The organism is Larkinella insperata (genome assembly GCF_026248825.1).
In the GTDB taxonomy this organism is placed as follows: domain Bacteria; phylum Bacteroidota; class Bacteroidia; order Cytophagales; family Spirosomataceae; genus Larkinella; species Larkinella insperata.
Genome location: NZ_CP110973.1, coordinates 761922 through 778488, shown reverse-complemented (window position 1 = coordinate 778488; position 16567 = coordinate 761922). Strand labels below are relative to the sequence as shown.

Genomic DNA, 16567 nt, shown 5'->3' with positions numbered 1-16567 from the left:
AAAGGGGAAACAAACTTACTAGGGTCAGCCGGATGGATTTCTGAACCTACGCTCGAACCCCGGTTTTGATTTTGATAAGCAGCTAATGGAGTATCGCAAGTTAGGAAAAACAGACCTGAACGTTTCGCTCCTGAGTTTCGGAGCTTCGCCCCTGGGCAATGTTTTTGACGAAACGGACGAAGCAGAAGGCCGACGAGCCGTTCATGCGGCCATTGATCTCGGAATTAATTTTTTTGATGTGGCCCCCTTTTACGGTGATACGCTGGCCGAAACCCGGTTGGGAAAGGCCCTGAAAACGAAGCGGGACTCCGTTTATCTGGCTACCAAATGCGGGCGATACGGCAACGGCGTGTTCGACTTTTCGTATGACCGCATCCTGCGCAGCATCGACGAATCGCTGGACCGTTTGCAAACCGATTACGTGGATCTGCTCACGGTGCACGACATCGAATTCGGTGATCATGATCAGGTTCTTAACGAAGCAATTCCGGCGGCTTTGAAAATCAAGGAGACGGGTAAAGCCCGCTACGTGGGTTTTTCGGGTCTGCCGGTGCGGTATCTGGCGAAGGTCGCCCGCGAGGTAGCGGTCGATACGGTGTTGTCGTGGGGACACTACACCCTGCTGGCCGACGAAATCAACGACGAACTGGTGCCGCTTTCCCGGGAGAAAGGATTCGGCCTGCTCAATGCGGCCCCGCTGATGCAGCGGATTCTATCGGATGCGCCCATTCCGGTCTGGCAGAGTTCTCCGCAGGCCGTGAAAGACACGCAGCCCAAACTGCTGGCCCTGTGCCGCGAATACGGGTTGGAACTGAGCGATGTCGCCCTGAAATACGCCGTGAGCCATCCCGTCATTGCTACCACCATCGTCGGCATTTCCGAGCAGCACCGCCTGGAGCAGAACGTCCGGGCGCTCGATATCCACATTCCCGACGAACTGCTGCAGCGCATTGAAACGCTCGTGGCCCCGGTTAAAAATCAACTGTGGTTTGAAGGAAAACCGGAAAACAACATTCCCAAGCCGACTTTACAATCATGACTAAACAACGCGCGCTGGTGCTGGTCGAACCCGGTAAAACCGAGGTTCGCGAGATTGATATACCGTCGCCGAAACCCGACGAAGCTTTGCTGGAAATCAACATGGTTGGCTTCTGCGGGGGCGATCTGAACGGTTTCCGCGGGTTGTTTGAATTGCAGGAATATCCGAATGTGCTGGGCCACGAAGTGGGGGCAACCATCCGGGAAGTCGGTGATCAGGTACCGGAAGAATTCCGGCCGGGTACCAGGGTCACCCTGAATCCGTACCTGAACTGCGGGCACTGCGTTTCGTGCCGGAAAGGCCGCCCGAATGCCTGCCAGGACAACAAGACGATGGGCGTCCGGCGTCCGGGTGCGATGACCCGTTTTATGGCCGTGCCCTGGCAAAAGCTCCATGCTTCATCGCAGCTATCGACGCGGGAACTGGCGCTGGTCGAACCGCTGACCGTCGGCTTTCACGCGGCTGCGCGGGGGCGGGTGGCAGCCGGCGAAAAGGTGGCCGTAATTGGCTGCGGCATTGTTGGGATGGGGGCCATTGCCGCTTCCGTCAATCGGGGCGCCGAAGTGATCGCGGTTGATATTGACGACGCCAAAATGCGGATTGCCAAACTGGCGGGCGCGGCCCACACCATTAACACGACAAACGTTGACCTGCATGATGCCCTCATGGAAATCACCGATGGCGACGGTCCGGATGTGATCATCGAAGCCGTGGGAAATCCGGCGACCTACCGCGCGGCCGTGGACGAAGTGGCCTATACCGGGCGGGTGGTTTACATCGGTTACGCCAAAAAACCGGTGGATTACAGCACCGGTACGTTTGTCCGGAAGGAAATCGAGATTCTGGGATCGCGCAACTGCCTGGGCGATTTTCCGGATGTAATCAGCTACCTGGAGTCCGGCCGGTTTCCGGTTGATGCGGTGGTGAGCCGGGTCGTTTCGCTGGACGAAGCCGGGGAGGCTCTGGCCGAATGGTCGAAGAATCCGGGACCGATTACCAAAATTATGGTGGATTTCGATAACAGCCTTACGCAATGAAAGCTGCGGTTACCATCGCTTTAGTACCCGATATCAAAACCGGCCCCTGGATTTACTGGCACGACCTGGAAACCAGCATGGCTAAAGCGGCTTCCCTCGGCTTTGATGCCGTTGAGCTGTTTACGGCTTCGCCGGATGCGGTGGCCCCCGACCGGCTGACGGCCCTGGGTGACCAGTTCGGAATTAAAATTGCCGCCGTCGGCACCGGGGCTGGAAAAGTGCTGCACGGCTTAACCTTAACCGACCCGGATGCGCACGTGCGATCGAAAGCCGTGGCGTTTATTGCCGACATGATCTCGTTCGGGGCCGGTTTCGGAGCGCCGGCCATCATTGGGTCGATGCAGGGAAACGCGGTTCCGGGGGTGGAGCGCGAACAGGCCCTGGCCTGGCTGGCCGACGGTTTGAACATTCTGGGTAAACAGGCCCACGAACAGGGCGTTACGCTGATTTATGAACCCCTGAACCGGTACGAAACCAATCTGATTAACCGGCTGGAAGACGGAGTAACCTTGCTGAAATCCCTGGAAACGCAGGGGGTTAAACTGCTGGCTGATCTGTTCCACATGAATATCGAAGAAACATCGCTGGCCGACAGCATCCGGTCGGCGGGTTCGTCCATTGGCCACGTGCATTTTGCCGATAGCAACCGGCGGCCGGTGGGGTTTGGCCACACGACCATGCGTGAGGTTGCAACGGCTTTGCAAGCCATTCCGTACGAAGGTTATATTTCCGCCGAAGCTTTTCCCTGGCCCGATCCCGACCAGGCTGCGCAGCAAACCATCACGGCTTTTAAGCAGTACTTTGGCTGAACGCCCTCAACCATAAACCCGAAACCATGCAACGATTCTGTCTGGCGCTTGACCTGAAAGACAACCCCGATTTAATGGCTGAATACGAACAATGGCACGCGCCCGGCAGCGGCTGGCCGGAAGTTCGGGCGAACGACCTGGCCGCCGGTATTCAGGATTTACAGATTTACCGCACCGGCAACCGCATGGTGATGATTCTGGAAACAGATGACGATTTTACATTCGAGAAAAAAGCCGCGCTGGATGCTGATAATCCGCACGTCCAGAAGTGGGAGGAACTCATGTGGAAATTCCAGCAGCCGTTGCCCTGGGCCAAAGAAGGCGAAAAGTGGGTCAGGATGGAGCAGATTTTCCAGTTTGAAAAATAAACGGTTGCTTTCGGAAGCCGACAAGCCGAAGATGAGGGCATCAATTCGGCTTGTCGGCTGACCGGCTAATCTATTGGTATCGGTTCATACCACATCGTTCCGTCAGGCTTTATGATTCCTCCTCCATTTTGCTAAACAAAACGCTGAAGGATTCGGCCAGCAAGGGGTGGGCGAATATGGCATCTCGCAGCCGCTGATACGGAAGTTGCCCCATCATCGCAATTTGCAGCATCGACATGATCTCACCGCCTTCCGTTCCCAGGATGGCCGCGCCGAGTAATTGGTCCGTCTGGGCATCAACAATGACTTTCATGAAACCTTTGGTCTGACTCAGGTGCTGCGCCCGGGCGACAATGGACATCGGAACCTTCGCTACTTTAAACGACTTTCCCTGTTTCGCGGCTTCCTGCTCGCTCAAACCAATGCGGCCCAGTTGCGGGTCGGTAAAAACCGTGTAAGGAACCGGCCGATCGGCGATGCTGGCATGGCCGCTTTCCAGCAGATTTTGCTGCACCACCCGGAAGTCATCGTAGGAAATGTGGGTAAATTCGGGGCCGCCCTTGCAGTCGCCGAGGGCATAAATACCGCGTTGGGTGGTTTCCAGATGGTTATTGACCTGGATATATCCTTTGTCGTCGGTTTCCACACCCGTTGCCGCCAGATTTAGGGATTGGGTGTTGGGAGTCCGGCCAACGGCTACCAGCAAATGGCTTCCGCTGAGCCGAGCCGCCCCCTGATCCGTCGATAATTGTAATTCGAGCGTGCCGTCCGTTGCCCGACTAATCCGCTGAACCTCGGTGTTCAGGCGAATTTCGATGCCTTCTTCTTCCAAGATGGTGCTTATTTCGTCGGCAACATCCTTGTCTTCCCGGCTTAAAAGCTGCTCTCCGGGTTCGATGATGGTCACCTGGCTGCCAAACCGCCGGAACATTTGTCCGAATTCCAGGCTGATGTAACCTCCACCCAGGATGATCAGGTGGTCTGGTAGCTGCTCCAGATCCAGGATGGAGTCGGACGTAAGCCAGGGAACCTGATCCAGACCGGCAATGTCCGGCGTGGTCGGGCGGCCTCCCGTATTGATGAAGATGAAGTTGGCCGTCAGCGTCCGCTTCTGATCATCGGACGAAGTGACATCAACCTGTCTGAAGCCGCTAAAACGAGCTTCGCCGTACATAAGCGTCAGGTTTTCGGTCTGGGTTAGATTATCCTCAATCTTCTGGCGGGACGTCTCAATCATCTTGTTCTTGCGCTCCATGGCCTTTTTCAGGTCGACCCGAACCTCACCGGTTTCTACGCCAAATTCGGCCGCCCGGCGGGCCTGAAAAGCCACCTGGGCGGAAGCAATCAGGGTTTTGGTCGGTGTACATCCCACGTTAACGCAGGTTCCACCCACGTATTTTCGTTCAATAACGGCAATTTTCCAGCCTTGATGAGCGAGCGCCGAAGCCAGTGGGTTTCCGGCCTGCCCAACTCCAATCAGGATGGCATCGAATTGTTCAGATGAGTTTACATTCATAAAAAGTCGGATCGAATGGTGGCATCTATTGAGATGGCCTTTAGTACAGTAAGTAACCAATCTTCTTATAACCAGAGACAGGGCCTAATAGCGGCCTATTTGGAAGAAAAAACAGAGCGAGTTAAAAAAGAGGGCTTCCTGTATTTCCAGTTTGAAAAAGAAACGTACCAAAATGGTAAGGGTAAAATCGATTGCAGAGCGGATTGCTTTGTAGAACTATTTAACTGTCAACGGCTTTCGGAAGGTGGCACTGGATTCGTAATTCCATTGGCATACCAAGCCAACACCATGTATGGAAATCGTTATCCAAAAAACGGAACTGATCAACTTTCTGGTCAACCAGATTCCCGAGGCCCAGCAGGAATTTACGTCCTTATCCAGCCAGGCCAGTGATTGCACCATCGCCCACAAGCTGGCCGAGGTAACGACGATTTTGTTGTATCAGAACCGCTTTCGGGCCGTCAAACATTGTCTGCTGGCGGCTGAAGAACTGCTGCTGCACGGGGGAGTAGCCATCAAAACATTCATCGGCTCCGTCTACATCCACCGGATATCCGTCCTGATCGACCGGGCCGACAACCGGGCCGAAATGCTCGAATACCTGCTGCCCCGCGACCTGCGAAGCGAATACAACCGCCAACTTAAAACCTGTCTGCCCTAAGCGGTTCCCCAGCATGAATATGGATATTAGTGTGGAGGTGGCCTCGGACAATCATTTGCCCCTGGCCGACCTCATTTGCGAAACCATCAAAGAAGGTGTGCTGGCCCGCGGAACGGGCATCGCGGGCCGGACGCCCGACGACATTCGGGAGAAAATCCGTTCCGGCCAGGCCGTCGTGGCGCTGCACCGCAACGGCGACTGGGCCGGATTTGCCTACTGGGCCGTGTGGGAAGACGGGCGGTACGTATCGCACTCGGGCCTGATTGTCAACCCCGCTTATCGCCAGCAGGGGGTGGCCGATTTGCTCAAACACAAGCTACTGGAACTGACCCGGGCGGCTTACCCCCAGGCCCGTCTGTTCAGCATCACAACCTCACAGGCCGTCATGAGTCTGAACACCAAACTGGGCTACCACGCCGTGGCCTTTTCCGAACTGCCCAAAGACCCGCGGTTCTGGAAGCAGTGCGCCGGTTGCCAGCACCACGACATTCTCAACCGGACGGCGGGCAAGTATTGCCTGTGTACGGGAATGCTGCTGGAACCGGAGAACGTTGCGTAAGGTACCTTGCCAAAATGAAAATCCAGCCTTATCAAAATGGAAAGATTCGCCCGTCGGGTGGTAAGGCTTGGAGAAAAAAAAGATCCAGTAACGTGCTGAAAATTAGGGAAATGGATTTTTTCGTTTAGCCAGATTTCGCTTCGGGCTTCATTTTGCCAATTAGCTAATCCGTACTGACCAACTTAAAAATGGAAACCTACTTAATTCTGATCGTTACCGTCCTGCTCTGCTTCGGCTTCTTTTACAAAACCATCGACTGGTTTGAGAAAATCTAATTCAATCTACCATGATTACGCTCATTTTCTGCATTGCACTGCTGGTTTTCGCCTACATGCTGTACGTGCTGATTAAACCGGAAAAATTCTAAGATAACCCACTATGAATACGGAATGGATTGGCGTCGTGGCTATGTACGGACTCACCGTCCTGCTGGCCATCCCACTCGGCAAGTATCTTGCAAAAGTTTTCAAGGGCGAACCGAATGTGTTCGACTTCATGGCTCCGCTGGAGCGACTGATTTACCGGTTGGGCGGCATCGACTCCAGCCGGGACATGCACTGGAAGGAAAATCTGGTGGCCCTGCTGACGATCAACGCCGTCTGGCTGGTTTACGCCTTTGTCTTGCTGCTAACCCAGGGCAGTCTGCCGCTCAACCCCGACGGCAACCCCTCGCAAACCCCGGATCTGGCATTCAACACGGCGATCAGCTTTCTGGTCAACTGCGACTTGCAGCACTACTCGGGCGAGTCGGGCGCGACGTATCTGACGCAGGTAGCCGTCATGGCCTTCCTGATGTTTGTTTCGGCGGCTACCGGTATGGCGGCTGCGGTGCTGCTGTTCCGCTCGTTTCTGCCCCAAAGCACCGAAACCGTCGGCAACTTCTACGTGCTGTTCACCCGTGCCATTACCCGGCTCTTGTTGCCCGGTTCGATCATCGTCGCGCTAATTCTGGCCTTCAACGGAACGCCGGCTTCGTTCGACGGCAAAGACACCATCGTGACGATGCAAGGCGATACCGTTGGGGTTTCGCGCGGTCCGGCGGCTGGCTTTGTTGCCATCAAGCACCTGGGAACAAATGGGGGCGGGTATTTCGGGGCCAACTCGGCGCACCCGCTGGAAAACCCCAATTACCTGACCAACATGGTGGAAATGATAGCCCAGATGATTATTCCGATTGCCATGATCTTTGCACTGGGCTTCTACATCAACCGAAAGCGGTTTGCCTGGATTGTTTACGGCGTGATGACCGTCGGGATGCTTGGCCTGCTGCTGCCCACCCTTGTTTCTGAACTGGGTGGAAGTCCGGCCATTGCGCAGATGGGAATTGCGCAGGCGTCGGGGGCGATGGAAGGCAAGGAGGTGCGTTTCGGGGCGCTGGCGTCTTCGTACTGGAGCATTGTTACCACGATCATTTCGACGGGTTCCGTCAACAGCATGCACGACAGTTCGATGCCGCTTTCGGGGGCGATGCAACTGCTGGGCATGATGGTCAATGCCTTCTACGGCGGGGTCGGCGCGGGGCTGCTCAACTTCTATTACTTCCTGATCATCTCGGTTTTTGTAGCCGGTTTGATGGTGGGCCGCACACCCGAGCTGTTTGGCCGGAAAGTCGAAGCGCGTGAAATCAAGATTGCGTCCATCGTGGCCCTTTTGAGTGCCCTGCTGGTGAAAGGCGGTACGGCGCTGGGGGCCTGGGTTTTCTTAAACTACGGTGATGCGACCGGCTGGGCGGTAAAACCGTCGGCCTGGCTGAATAATCCCGGCTTTCACGGTTTTTCGGAAATTCTCTACGAGTTTACCTCGGCCAACGCCAACAACGGCTCGGGTTTCGAAGGGCTGGGTGACAACAATTTCTTCTGGAATTATGCCACTGGCATTGTCCTGATTCTGGGCCGGTTTATCCCCATCATCGGCCCCGTCGCGATTGCCGGTTTGCTGGCCAATAAGAAATACGTTCCGGAGTCATCGGGTACCCTGCCGGTCGATACGCCGACGTTCGGCCTGATGATTTTCGCGGTTATTTTCATCATCACGGCCCTGTCGTTCTTTCCTGCGCTGGCGCTGGGACCGCTGGCGGAATTTTTCAGCTTACACTAAGAAATTATCATAATGGCACAGCCAAAACAGACCTCCCTCTTCCAGCGCGAGCTCGTTGGAAAAGCCATCCGGGAGTCATTCGTGAAATTAAATCCGGCCGTTCTGATCAAGAATCCGGTCATGTTCACCGTCGAAGTCGGCACGCTGGTCATGGTGCTGGTAACGGCTTACATCGCCTTGTCGGGTGATCAATCGCAGGGTACGCTGGGCTACAATGGGGTCGTTACGCTCATTCTGCTCGTGACGGTTTTATTTGCCAACTTTGCCGAAGCCATCGCCGAAGCCCGCGGAAAGGCGCAGGCCGAATCGCTGCGCAAAACCCGGCAGGAAACACCCGCCAAAGTGATTCGCGCGGTGGGTAACATGAAAGTGGCTGAGATACAAATTCTTCCTTCTTCGCAACTCGTAAAAGGCGATGTGTTTGTTTGTCAAGCGGGCGACATCATTCCGACCGATGGCGAGATCATCGAAGGCCTGGCTACCATCGACGAGTCGGCCATTACCGGGGAGTCGGCGCCGGTTATTCGCGAAGCCGGGGGCGACCGATCCTCGGTGACGGGCGGTACCAAGGTGCTTTCGGATAAGATCAAAGTGCAGGTGACCACCCAGCCGGGCGAGTCGTTTCTGGACAAAATGATTGCGCTGGTGGAAGGAGCCTCCCGCCAGAAAACGCCGAACGAAATTGCCCTGACGATTCTGCTGGCCGGGTTTACGCTCATCTTCATCATCGTCTGCGTGGCGCTGAAACCGTTTGCCGACTACGCCAACACGCCCATCACCATCGCAGCCCTGATTTCACTCTTCGTCTGCCTGATCCCGACCACCATCGGCGGGCTCTTATCGGCCATCGGGATTGCCGGGATGGACCGCGCCCTGCGCGCCAACGTCATTGCCAAATCGGGCCGGGCCGTCGAAACGGCGGGCGACGTGGATACGCTGCTGCTGGACAAAACCGGTACCATCACGATCGGCAACCGGAAAGCCACCCAGTTTTACCCCGCACCGGGCATTTCAAAAGCCGACATGATTCGGTCGAGCGCCCTGAGTTCGCTGGCCGACGAAACACCGGAAGGCAAGTCCATCGTGGAGCTGGCTGGGGCCGACGTGACGCGTAACCTGAGCACGGCGGGGGCCACGTTGATTAAGTTTACGGCTGAAACCCGCTCGTCGGGCATTGACCTGCCGCAAAATGGTCAGGCAAGTGAGCGGCTGCGGATTCGCAAAGGGGCCACCGATTCCATCCGCAACCTGGTCACGCGGGCGGGCAACGGGTTCCCGAAAGAAACCGAAGAACAGGCCGAGCAGATTGCCGCCAACGGCGGAACGCCCCTGATTGTAGCCCAGAATGAGCAGGTGATGGGCGTCATCGAGTTGCAGGACATCATCAAACCCGGCATTGCCGAACGCTTTGAACGACTGCGGAAAATGGGCGTCAAAACCGTTATGGTTACGGGCGACAACCCACTGACGGCCAACTTTATTGCTCAGAAAGCTGGCGTCGACGACTTTATTGCCGAGGCCAAACCCGAGGATAAAATGAACTACATCCGCCACGAGCAAACCGGCGGCAAGCTAGTAGCCATGATGGGCGACGGCACCAACGACGCCCCGGCACTGGCGCAGGCCGACGTGGGTGTGGCCATGAACAGCGGTACGCAGGCGGCCAAAGAAGCCGGGAACATGGTGGACCTGGACAATGACCCCACCAAGCTGATTGAAGTGGTCGAAATCGGGAAGCAACTCCTGATCACCCGCGGTACGCTGACCACCTTCTCAATTGCCAACGACGTAGCGAAGTATTTCGCCATCGTTCCGGCCTTGTTTACGCTATCCATCCCGGCGCTGCAAAGCCTGAATATCATGCGGTTGCACAGCCCCGAGTCGGCCATTCTGTCGGCAGTCATTTTCAATGCAGTCATCATTCCGCTGCTGATTCCGCTGGCGCTGCGGGGGGTGGAATACAAACCGATTGGGGCCAGTGCGCTCCTGCGCCGGAACCTGTTCATCTATGGGTTTGGCGGGCTGGTGGCCCCTTTTATTGGTATTAAACTACTGGATTTAGTCGTCGGACTCTTTGTATAAATCGTCAAAATCATGAAAACGCATCTTGCCCCTGCTCTTCGACTGACCCTCGTGATGCTGGTCCTGTTAGCGGTCATTTATCCCCTGCTCGTTGCCGCCGTTTCCCGTCTGGCCCCGGGCGGTGGTCAGGGCGAAACTGTATCGGTAAACGGGAAAGTAGTCGGCTACGCCCGGATCGGTCAGGCCTTCACGGAAGACCGGTATTTCAACGGCCGCCCCTCGGCGGTGGATTACAACGCGGCTGGTTCGGCGGGTTCGAACAAAGGGCCGAGCAACCCGGATTACCTCAAAACCGTTCAGGCACGCATCGACACGTTTCTGGTGCATAACCCCGGTGTGCAGAAAGCCGACATTCCGGCCGAACTGGTGACGGCTTCCGGCTCGGGCCTTGACCCGGATCTGTCGCCCGCAGCGGCCAAAATTCAAGTGGCCCGCATCGCCAAAATACGGGGTATTTCCGCCAGTCGGCTGAATCAGCTGGTTGATGAACACACCGACGGCCCGCTGCTCGGGCTTTTTGGTCCGCAAAAAGTGAATGTTCTGGCGCTGAACATCGCGCTGGCTGAAGTTAAATAAACCTTGTTTGCCACGTATGTCTTTTACCGTGAGTTTATGACGGTGTAAATGCCGTGTACGACTCAGCATACAACCCAGAATGCGGTTTCCTCGAAAAGCCGTTTAGCACCATGAAAAAAACGTTAGTAAGTACATTTATTGGATTGCTTTTGAATACAGGCAGCCTAGTGGCCCAATCAACCACACCACCAACGGATTCAGCGGCTGCGCCCGCGCCCAAATTAACCTTTTCGGGGTACGCGGAGCTCTATTATGGGCAGGATTTTGACCAGCCCAACGCACAGGAGCGCCCCGGATTTCTCTACAACCACAAGCGCAATCGGGAAGTCAACGTGAATCTGGCGTTTCTCAAAGCGGCTTACGCGGGCGAACGGCTGCGCGGCAATCTGGCTATTCAGGTAGGCACGTACGCCCAATACAATTATGCCGCCGAACAACCGCTGCTGCGGAATATTTACGAAGCGAATGCTGGGGTTAAACTTTCCAAAAACCGTGATTTATGGCTGGACGCCGGGGTTTTTACCTCCCACATCGGTTTTGAAAGCGCCATCTCGAAAGATTGCTGGACGCTGACCCGCAGCCTGGTGGCCGAAAATTCACCGTATTACCTGGCCGGGGCCAAGCTGACTTATAATACACCCAACGGCAAATGGACGCTGCTGGGTTCGGTGCTCAACGGCTGGCAGCGAATCAACCGTCTGCCGGGTTACACCAAACCGTCGCTGAGTACGCAGGTGCAGTACAAAACCGGTTCTGCCCTTACGCTCAACTGGAGCACATTCCTGGGTTCCGACCGCCCGGATTCCCTGAAGCAAACCCGGTTTTACAATAATTTCTACGCCATCATCAACCCCACCGACAAGTTTGGCGTAACGCTGGGCTTCGACATCGGGGCCGACCGCAAACCGCTGACCCGCGGAGGACAACGCCTTGGCACGGGGAGTTACGTCTGGTACACGCCGGTGGTCATTGCCCGGTATGCCACCAGTTCAAGAAGCTATGTTGCCGGACGCGTTGAATACTATGATGACAAAGATGGCGTGATCATCAGCACCGGCAGTGCCAACGGTTTCAAAACCTGGGGCTACTCCATCAACTACGATTACGCCATTTTCCCCTCGGCCGTCTGGCGCATTGAATACCGCGGATTCAGCAGCAAGGACGCCATTTTCGCCGAAACCGCAACGGGCCCGGCCCGCCGGACGAACAATGCACTGACGACCTCGTTGGCAATCAGTTTTTAACGCAGACAAGAGAAGATAGACAAAAGAGAAAAGATGAATCCAGCTAGATCAGGGTCAATATTCTCCTGTCTACACTCTTTTGTCTATCTTCTCACCGCTCCAACAAACATGGAAAACAGTCGCGATCAATCGGCCGAGCATTTTCTCCGACTCATCCAGGAGTCGCGCCGGGGAAAGTTCAAAATTTACATCGGCATGAGTGCGGGGGTGGGCAAAACTTACCGGATGTTGCAGGAAGCGCACGTGCTGCTGCGGGGCGGTATCGACGTGAAAATCGGGTTTGTGGAAACGCACAACCGGGCCGAAACCCACGCCCTGATCGACGGATTGCCCCTCATTGCCCGCCGGAAGCTGTTTTACCGGGGACGCGAGCTGGAGGAAATGGACTTGCAGGCCATCCTCAACGGCCACCCCGAACTGGTGATTGTCGATGAGCTGGCGCATACCAACGTGCCGGGTTCCAAAAATGAAAAGCGCTGGCAGGATGTGTTCGATATTCTGGATGCGGGCATCAACGTGGTCAGCGCCGTCAACATTCAGCACATTGAAAGCCTGTACGAAGAAGTACACGACATTACCGGAATCGAGGTGGGCGAGCGCGTGCCCGACCGGGTGTTGCAGGCGGCCGACGAGGTGGTGAACATTGATTTGCCCGCCGATGAGCTCATTACGCGACTGAAAGAAGGGAAGATCTACGAGCCCGCCAAGGTCGAAATGGCCCTGCGCAATTTTTTTCAGGCCGACAAAATTCTGCAACTGCGCGAACTGGCGCTCAAGGAAGTGGCCACGGCCGTAGAGCGAAAGGTCGAAACGATGCTGCCGGTCAACACGCAGTTCAAACACGAACGGCTGATGGCGTCGATCAGCAGCAATTACGTTGTGGGTCGGAAGCTGATCCGCAAAACCGCCCGGCTGGCGGCTTACTACCAGGCCCGCTGGTTTGTGCTGTACGTGCAGACGCCCGCCGAAGATCCCAACCGTATCAAACTGGAAGTGCAGCGGCATTTGATCAACAACTTAAAACTGGCCACCGAACTGGGCGCGGAAGTGATTCAGGTTAAAAACCGGAGTATCTTTAACGCGCTGGTTGAGGAATGTGAGAAACGCAAGATCACAACCGTTTGCATCGGCAAGCCGCATTTTAACCTGCTACAGGTAATCTGGCGGACCAATGCCTTCAACCGGCTGCTGAACAAGTTATCGGAATCGGACATTGACTTAGTAATTCTGTCATGACCATCAAGTTAAAAATATCGCTGGCCCTGGTCTTTCTGTTTGCCGTTCTGCTGTTGCTGGGCGGCTCGGGAATGTATTACCTGAACCAGCTGGCCGACGATTCGCAGGCCATCCTGAAAGACAATTACACCTCGTTGCAGTTCGTGGGGCGTATGCAGAAGGCGTTGCTGACGCGTAATACCGACCCGAACGCCCTGAAAAGCTTTGATCAGGCGCTCCGCCAGCAGGAAATAAACCTGACGGAAGAAGGCGAAGAGGAGCTGGCCGAGGCCATTCGGGTGGATTTTGGCCGGCTTCGATCGGGAAACCCCAACGACTCGCTGACGCTGGCCCGCATCGGGCAGAATCTGCTGCAACTGGGCGAGATAAACCAACAGGCCATGTTTCGCAAAAACAACGTGGCCGAGCAAACCGCCAACGATGCCCTGCTCTGGCTGGTGGTGACGGGTACGGTCTGTTTTCTAATTCTCTTTTCGTTCATCATCAACTTTCCCGGTTACATCGCCAACCCGCTGCGGGAGCTGACCCGCGGGATCCAGGAAGTGGCCAGCCGCAACTTCGAAGAACGGCTGCATTTCCGGTCGAACGACGAATTTGGTGAACTGGCGCGGGCGTTTAACTCGATGGCCCACAAGCTGGACGAGTACGAGCATACACAACTGGCCGACGTGTTGTTTGAGAAAAAACGCATCGACACGCTCATCCAGTTGATGGACAACGGCATTATCGGTCTGGATGAGAAAAAGAACATCCGGTTTGTCAATCCGGTCGCCAGCCGGTTGCTGGGGGTCGATGAAGCCGAACTGGTCGGGCGGTATGCCCCGGATGTGGCGCTGACCAACGACTTGCTCCGGACGCTGCTTCAGAACCTGACGGATGCGAAAACGGAGCCGGAGACTGATCGTAAACTGCTCAAAATCTACGATGAAGGCAAAGAAAGCTACTTTAACCGCCAGACCCACGTAGTGACGCTGACCCGCACGGGCGAAGAGCAGCCGGTGGCCGCCGGGTGGGTGATTGTGCTGGAAAACATCACGGCGTATCAGGAGCGCGATCTGGCCAAAACGAACTTCATCGCCACGGTTTCGCACGAGTTGAAAACACCCATTTCCGCCATCAAAATGAGTTTGAAGTTGCTGGACGACCAGCGAATTGGCGCGTTGAACGAAGAACAGAAGGAACTGGTTGGTCACGTGCGCAACGACGCCGACCGGCTGCTGAACATCACCGGCGAACTGCTGAACATGGCGCAGGTGGAATCCGGACAGATTCAACTGACGATCAAGGCCGTGAGTCCCGCGGATTTGGTGCAGTACGCGACGAAGGCCCTGGAAGTGGCGGCTAGTCAGCGGCACATCCGGTTCGCGGTTTCGGGCCTGGAGGAGCTACCCGCCATCAAAGCCGATCCCGATAAGGCGACCTGGGTGCTGGTCAATCTGCTGTCAAACGCCGTGCGGCACAGTCCGGAAGAAAATACCGTCGATATTGCGGCTCGGCAGCTTGGCAACCAGGTGGAGTTTACGGTGCGGGATTACGGCCCGGGGCTGCGTCCGGAACACCGGGCCCGGGTTTTCGAACGGTATTTCCGCGCGCCGGGGCCTAACGGGCAGTCGGGGGGGACGGGGCTGGGGCTGGCCATCTCCAAAGAGTTTATTCAGTCGATGGGCGGTGAAATTGGTCTGAAAGACGGCATTGAGCCGGGGGCCGCTTTCTACTTCCGGCTGGCCATTGCCTGACGCACAACGGACTTTATGATGAGCGCCAAGCGCAGTACAGCCGGGTGCCGGGAGGCTGATTTTGCGCCCGGATGCTTCTCCGTTGAATAAAAAATTAAAACACGGACAAACGTCTACGGGTACGTACCTTTGTCGGAATCATCACACAATACGCATGACTTGGTACGAAGAGGAAGTTCAGCAACTCGAAAAAAAGATTCAGTCCACCGCCGATCTGACCGGCCGCACCGTTTTTTACGGCAGTTCAACCATCCGGCTATGGAATACTCTAGAGCGTGACTTTTCGGACAAAAAAGTACTGAACATCGGTTTTGGCGGCTCGACACTGGCGGCCTGCGACTGGTTTTTTGAACGGCTGGTCATCCCGACCCAACCTCGTTCACTGATTTTCTACGCCGGTGACAATGATCTGGGCGACGGACGGTTTTCGGAAGAAGTGTTTCTGTTTTTCAGCGCGTTGGTTACGAAAATGCAGCAGCATCTTCCTGAGGTTCCCTTCACGTTTGTGTCCATCAAGCCCAGCCCGGCCCGCTGGTACATCATCGACCGCATTCGGCTCGCCAATGACCTGATCCGGCAAAAAATTGAGGAGTTGCCCACCTACCACTACGTAGACGTTTTTACGTCGATGCTCGACAGCAAAGGCCACCCGCGCTGGGAGTTGTTTGAAAAAGACGGCTTGCACCTGAGTCCGAAAGGGTATGCCCTGTGGCAGCAGATTTTACAGCAGCACCCCCAGATTTTTTAACAAATCCTTTAAGCGGTAAGTTATTTCGGTACCCCAAAACTGTGCATATTGCTAACACAACGGGGTTGATATGCATCGGGAATACCACAAATGGTTTAGTCGGCGTCTGGAGCGGGACATGGAACTGTTGGTTTTTGGCCACGCCGGTGCGCGGGTATTGGTTTTTCCAACTCGCCGGGGACGGTTTTTTGACTTCGAGAATTTCGGTCTGGTTGAAGCGCTGGCGGATAAATTAGAGAGCGGCCACCTGCAATTGTTCTGCGTCGACAGCATCGATGCCGACAGCCTGTACAGCAAAGAAATCCCCCCGCACGAACGGGTTCAGCGGCACTTGTGCTATGAAGAGTATATTCTGGAAGAGGTGCTGCCTTTCACCCGCCTGAAAAATCCGCAGCCGTACATGATTGCGCTCGGGTGCAGTTTTGGCGCCTACCACGCCGTCAATATTGCCCTACGGCATCCCCAATGGTTTGGGAAAGTGGTTGCTCTGAGTGGTCGGTACGATCTGTCGACCCCGGTTGAATTCTTCCGGGGGCTGTTCGATTCGTACTACGACGAAACCATCTACTACAACACCCCGTCGCATTTTCTGCCCAATCTGCACGACGAATGTACGCTGGCCCTGCTTCGCCGGATGCATTTTCTGCTTGCCATCGGCCGGGAAGACCCGTTTCTTGAAAACAACCAGGCGTTGAGCGCAACTCTGGCCGAAAAACAGATTCCGCACGATCTCTACATCTGGGAGGGCCGGGCTCATCAGGCCGCCGACTGGCAGGAGATGGTCAAAATTTATCTGTAGCGTTACCGCCCAACACCGCACGGCCGTTTTCCGGTGCGCCCAGTTTTTGAATAGCCAGAC

The 16567-nt window shown here is 55.6% G+C and carries 16 protein-coding genes; 15 read left to right on the top strand and 1 reads right to left on the bottom strand.

What is annotated here, in order from left to right; all coding sequences use genetic code 11:
* Positions 1-85 precede the first annotated feature (85 nt).
* The 4 genes from OQ371_RS03020 to OQ371_RS03005 are packed head-to-tail and all read left to right on the top strand — an operon-like array spanning position 86 to position 3253.
* Positions 86-1039, top strand: coding sequence for an aldo/keto reductase (locus OQ371_RS03020; protein ID WP_265992285.1), 954 nt, complete (start codon positions 86-88; stop codon positions 1037-1039).
* Complete coding sequence (locus tag OQ371_RS03015; protein WP_265992284.1) at positions 1036-2076, top strand: zinc-binding alcohol dehydrogenase family protein; 1041 nt, start codon at positions 1036-1038, stop codon at positions 2074-2076. Before OQ371_RS03020 ends, OQ371_RS03015 begins: the two co-directional genes overlap by 4 nt.
* Entirely contained in the window at positions 2073-2885 is an 813-nt protein-coding gene (locus OQ371_RS03010; protein ID WP_265992283.1) for a sugar phosphate isomerase/epimerase family protein, read from the top strand. The genes OQ371_RS03015 and OQ371_RS03010 overlap by 4 nt, the downstream gene beginning before the upstream one ends.
* Before the next feature lie 26 nt (positions 2886-2911).
* Positions 2912-3253, top strand: a complete 342-nt coding sequence (locus OQ371_RS03005; protein ID WP_265992282.1) for an L-rhamnose mutarotase — start codon at positions 2912-2914, stop codon at positions 3251-3253.
* 109 nt (positions 3254-3362) lie between these two features.
* On the opposite strand, the gene OQ371_RS03000 is transcribed toward OQ371_RS03005, so the two are convergent.
* Positions 3363-4769, bottom strand: a complete 1407-nt coding sequence (locus OQ371_RS03000) for a mercuric reductase (RefSeq protein WP_265992281.1) — start codon at positions 4767-4769, stop codon at positions 3363-3365.
* A gap of 292 nt (positions 4770-5061) precedes the next feature.
* Here OQ371_RS03000 and OQ371_RS02995 point away from each other — a divergent pair, with 292 nt between their 5' ends.
* The 11 genes from OQ371_RS02995 (at position 5062) to OQ371_RS02950 (ending at position 16507) form a co-directional block, all read left to right on the top strand.
* Positions 5062-5430 (top strand): DUF7674 family protein, encoded by a 369-nt coding sequence (locus OQ371_RS02995; protein WP_265992280.1) that lies wholly within the window; start codon positions 5062-5064, stop codon positions 5428-5430.
* Positions 5431-5443: 13 nt separating this feature from the next.
* A complete protein-coding gene (locus tag OQ371_RS02990) occupies positions 5444-5989 on the top strand; it encodes a GNAT family N-acetyltransferase (RefSeq protein ID WP_265992279.1) in 546 nt (181 codons plus the stop codon).
* Between the two features lie 286 nt (positions 5990-6275).
* The gene (locus OQ371_RS26335; RefSeq protein ID WP_111629337.1) at positions 6276-6356 is read left to right on the top strand and encodes a potassium-transporting ATPase subunit F; all 81 of its coding nucleotides are present in this window, start codon (positions 6276-6278) and stop codon (positions 6354-6356) included.
* 11 nt (positions 6357-6367) lie between these two features.
* Complete coding sequence (gene kdpA / locus OQ371_RS02985) at positions 6368-8086, top strand: potassium-transporting ATPase subunit KdpA (protein WP_265992278.1); 1719 nt, start codon at positions 6368-6370, stop codon at positions 8084-8086.
* 12 nt (positions 8087-8098) lie between these two features.
* The gene (gene kdpB / locus OQ371_RS02980; RefSeq protein ID WP_265992277.1) at positions 8099-10168 is read left to right on the top strand and encodes a potassium-transporting ATPase subunit KdpB; all 2070 of its coding nucleotides are present in this window, start codon (positions 8099-8101) and stop codon (positions 10166-10168) included.
* 12 nt (positions 10169-10180) lie between these two features.
* Positions 10181-10744 carry a K(+)-transporting ATPase subunit C gene (locus OQ371_RS02975; RefSeq protein ID WP_265992276.1) on the top strand — a complete coding sequence of 188 codons (564 nt, stop codon included), beginning with the start codon at positions 10181-10183 and terminating at the stop codon, positions 10742-10744.
* Between the two features lie 110 nt (positions 10745-10854).
* A complete protein-coding gene (locus OQ371_RS02970) occupies positions 10855-11988 on the top strand; it encodes a porin (RefSeq protein ID WP_265992275.1) in 1134 nt (377 codons plus the stop codon).
* 108 nt (positions 11989-12096) lie between these two features.
* The gene (locus tag OQ371_RS02965) at positions 12097-13224 is read left to right on the top strand and encodes a sensor protein KdpD (RefSeq protein WP_265992274.1); all 1128 of its coding nucleotides are present in this window, start codon (positions 12097-12099) and stop codon (positions 13222-13224) included.
* Complete coding sequence (locus tag OQ371_RS02960; RefSeq protein WP_265992273.1) at positions 13221-14960, top strand: sensor histidine kinase; 1740 nt, start codon at positions 13221-13223, stop codon at positions 14958-14960. Before OQ371_RS02965 ends, OQ371_RS02960 begins: the two co-directional genes overlap by 4 nt.
* Positions 14961-15114: 154 nt before the next feature.
* Positions 15115-15708, top strand: a complete 594-nt coding sequence (locus OQ371_RS02955) for an SGNH/GDSL hydrolase family protein (RefSeq protein WP_265992272.1) — start codon at positions 15115-15117, stop codon at positions 15706-15708.
* 70 nt (positions 15709-15778) lie between these two features.
* The gene (locus tag OQ371_RS02950) at positions 15779-16507 is read left to right on the top strand and encodes an esterase family protein (protein WP_265992271.1); all 729 of its coding nucleotides are present in this window, start codon (positions 15779-15781) and stop codon (positions 16505-16507) included.
* Positions 16508-16567: the final 60 nt, after the last annotated feature.

What these genes read in the sequence shown, in the direction of transcription:
- OQ371_RS03020 (WP_265992285.1), top strand. Translation starts at nt 86, where the DNA reads ATGGAGTATCGCAAGTTAGGAAAAACAGACCTGAACGTTTCGCTCCTG.
- OQ371_RS03015 (WP_265992284.1), top strand. Translation starts at nt 1,036, where the DNA reads ATGACTAAACAACGCGCGCTGGTGCTGGTCGAACCCGGTAAAACCGAG.
- OQ371_RS03010 (WP_265992283.1), top strand. Translation starts at nt 2,073, where the DNA reads ATGAAAGCTGCGGTTACCATCGCTTTAGTACCCGATATCAAAACCGGC.
- OQ371_RS03005 (WP_265992282.1), top strand. Translation starts at nt 2,912, where the DNA reads ATGCAACGATTCTGTCTGGCGCTTGACCTGAAAGACAACCCCGATTTA.
- OQ371_RS03000 (WP_265992281.1), bottom strand. Translation starts at nt 4,769, where the DNA reads ATGAATGTAAACTCATCTGAACAATTCGATGCCATCCTGATTGGAGTT.
- OQ371_RS02995 (WP_265992280.1), top strand. Translation starts at nt 5,062, where the DNA reads ATGGAAATCGTTATCCAAAAAACGGAACTGATCAACTTTCTGGTCAAC.
- OQ371_RS02990 (WP_265992279.1), top strand. Translation starts at nt 5,444, where the DNA reads ATGAATATGGATATTAGTGTGGAGGTGGCCTCGGACAATCATTTGCCC.
- OQ371_RS26335 (WP_111629337.1), top strand. Translation starts at nt 6,276, where the DNA reads ATGATTACGCTCATTTTCTGCATTGCACTGCTGGTTTTCGCCTACATG.
- kdpA (WP_265992278.1), top strand. Translation starts at nt 6,368, where the DNA reads ATGAATACGGAATGGATTGGCGTCGTGGCTATGTACGGACTCACCGTC.
- kdpB (WP_265992277.1), top strand. Translation starts at nt 8,099, where the DNA reads ATGGCACAGCCAAAACAGACCTCCCTCTTCCAGCGCGAGCTCGTTGGA.
- OQ371_RS02975 (WP_265992276.1), top strand. Translation starts at nt 10,181, where the DNA reads ATGAAAACGCATCTTGCCCCTGCTCTTCGACTGACCCTCGTGATGCTG.
- OQ371_RS02970 (WP_265992275.1), top strand. Translation starts at nt 10,855, where the DNA reads ATGAAAAAAACGTTAGTAAGTACATTTATTGGATTGCTTTTGAATACA.
- OQ371_RS02965 (WP_265992274.1), top strand. Translation starts at nt 12,097, where the DNA reads ATGGAAAACAGTCGCGATCAATCGGCCGAGCATTTTCTCCGACTCATC.
- OQ371_RS02960 (WP_265992273.1), top strand. Translation starts at nt 13,221, where the DNA reads ATGACCATCAAGTTAAAAATATCGCTGGCCCTGGTCTTTCTGTTTGCC.
- OQ371_RS02955 (WP_265992272.1), top strand. Translation starts at nt 15,115, where the DNA reads ATGACTTGGTACGAAGAGGAAGTTCAGCAACTCGAAAAAAAGATTCAG.
- OQ371_RS02950 (WP_265992271.1), top strand. Translation starts at nt 15,779, where the DNA reads ATGCATCGGGAATACCACAAATGGTTTAGTCGGCGTCTGGAGCGGGAC.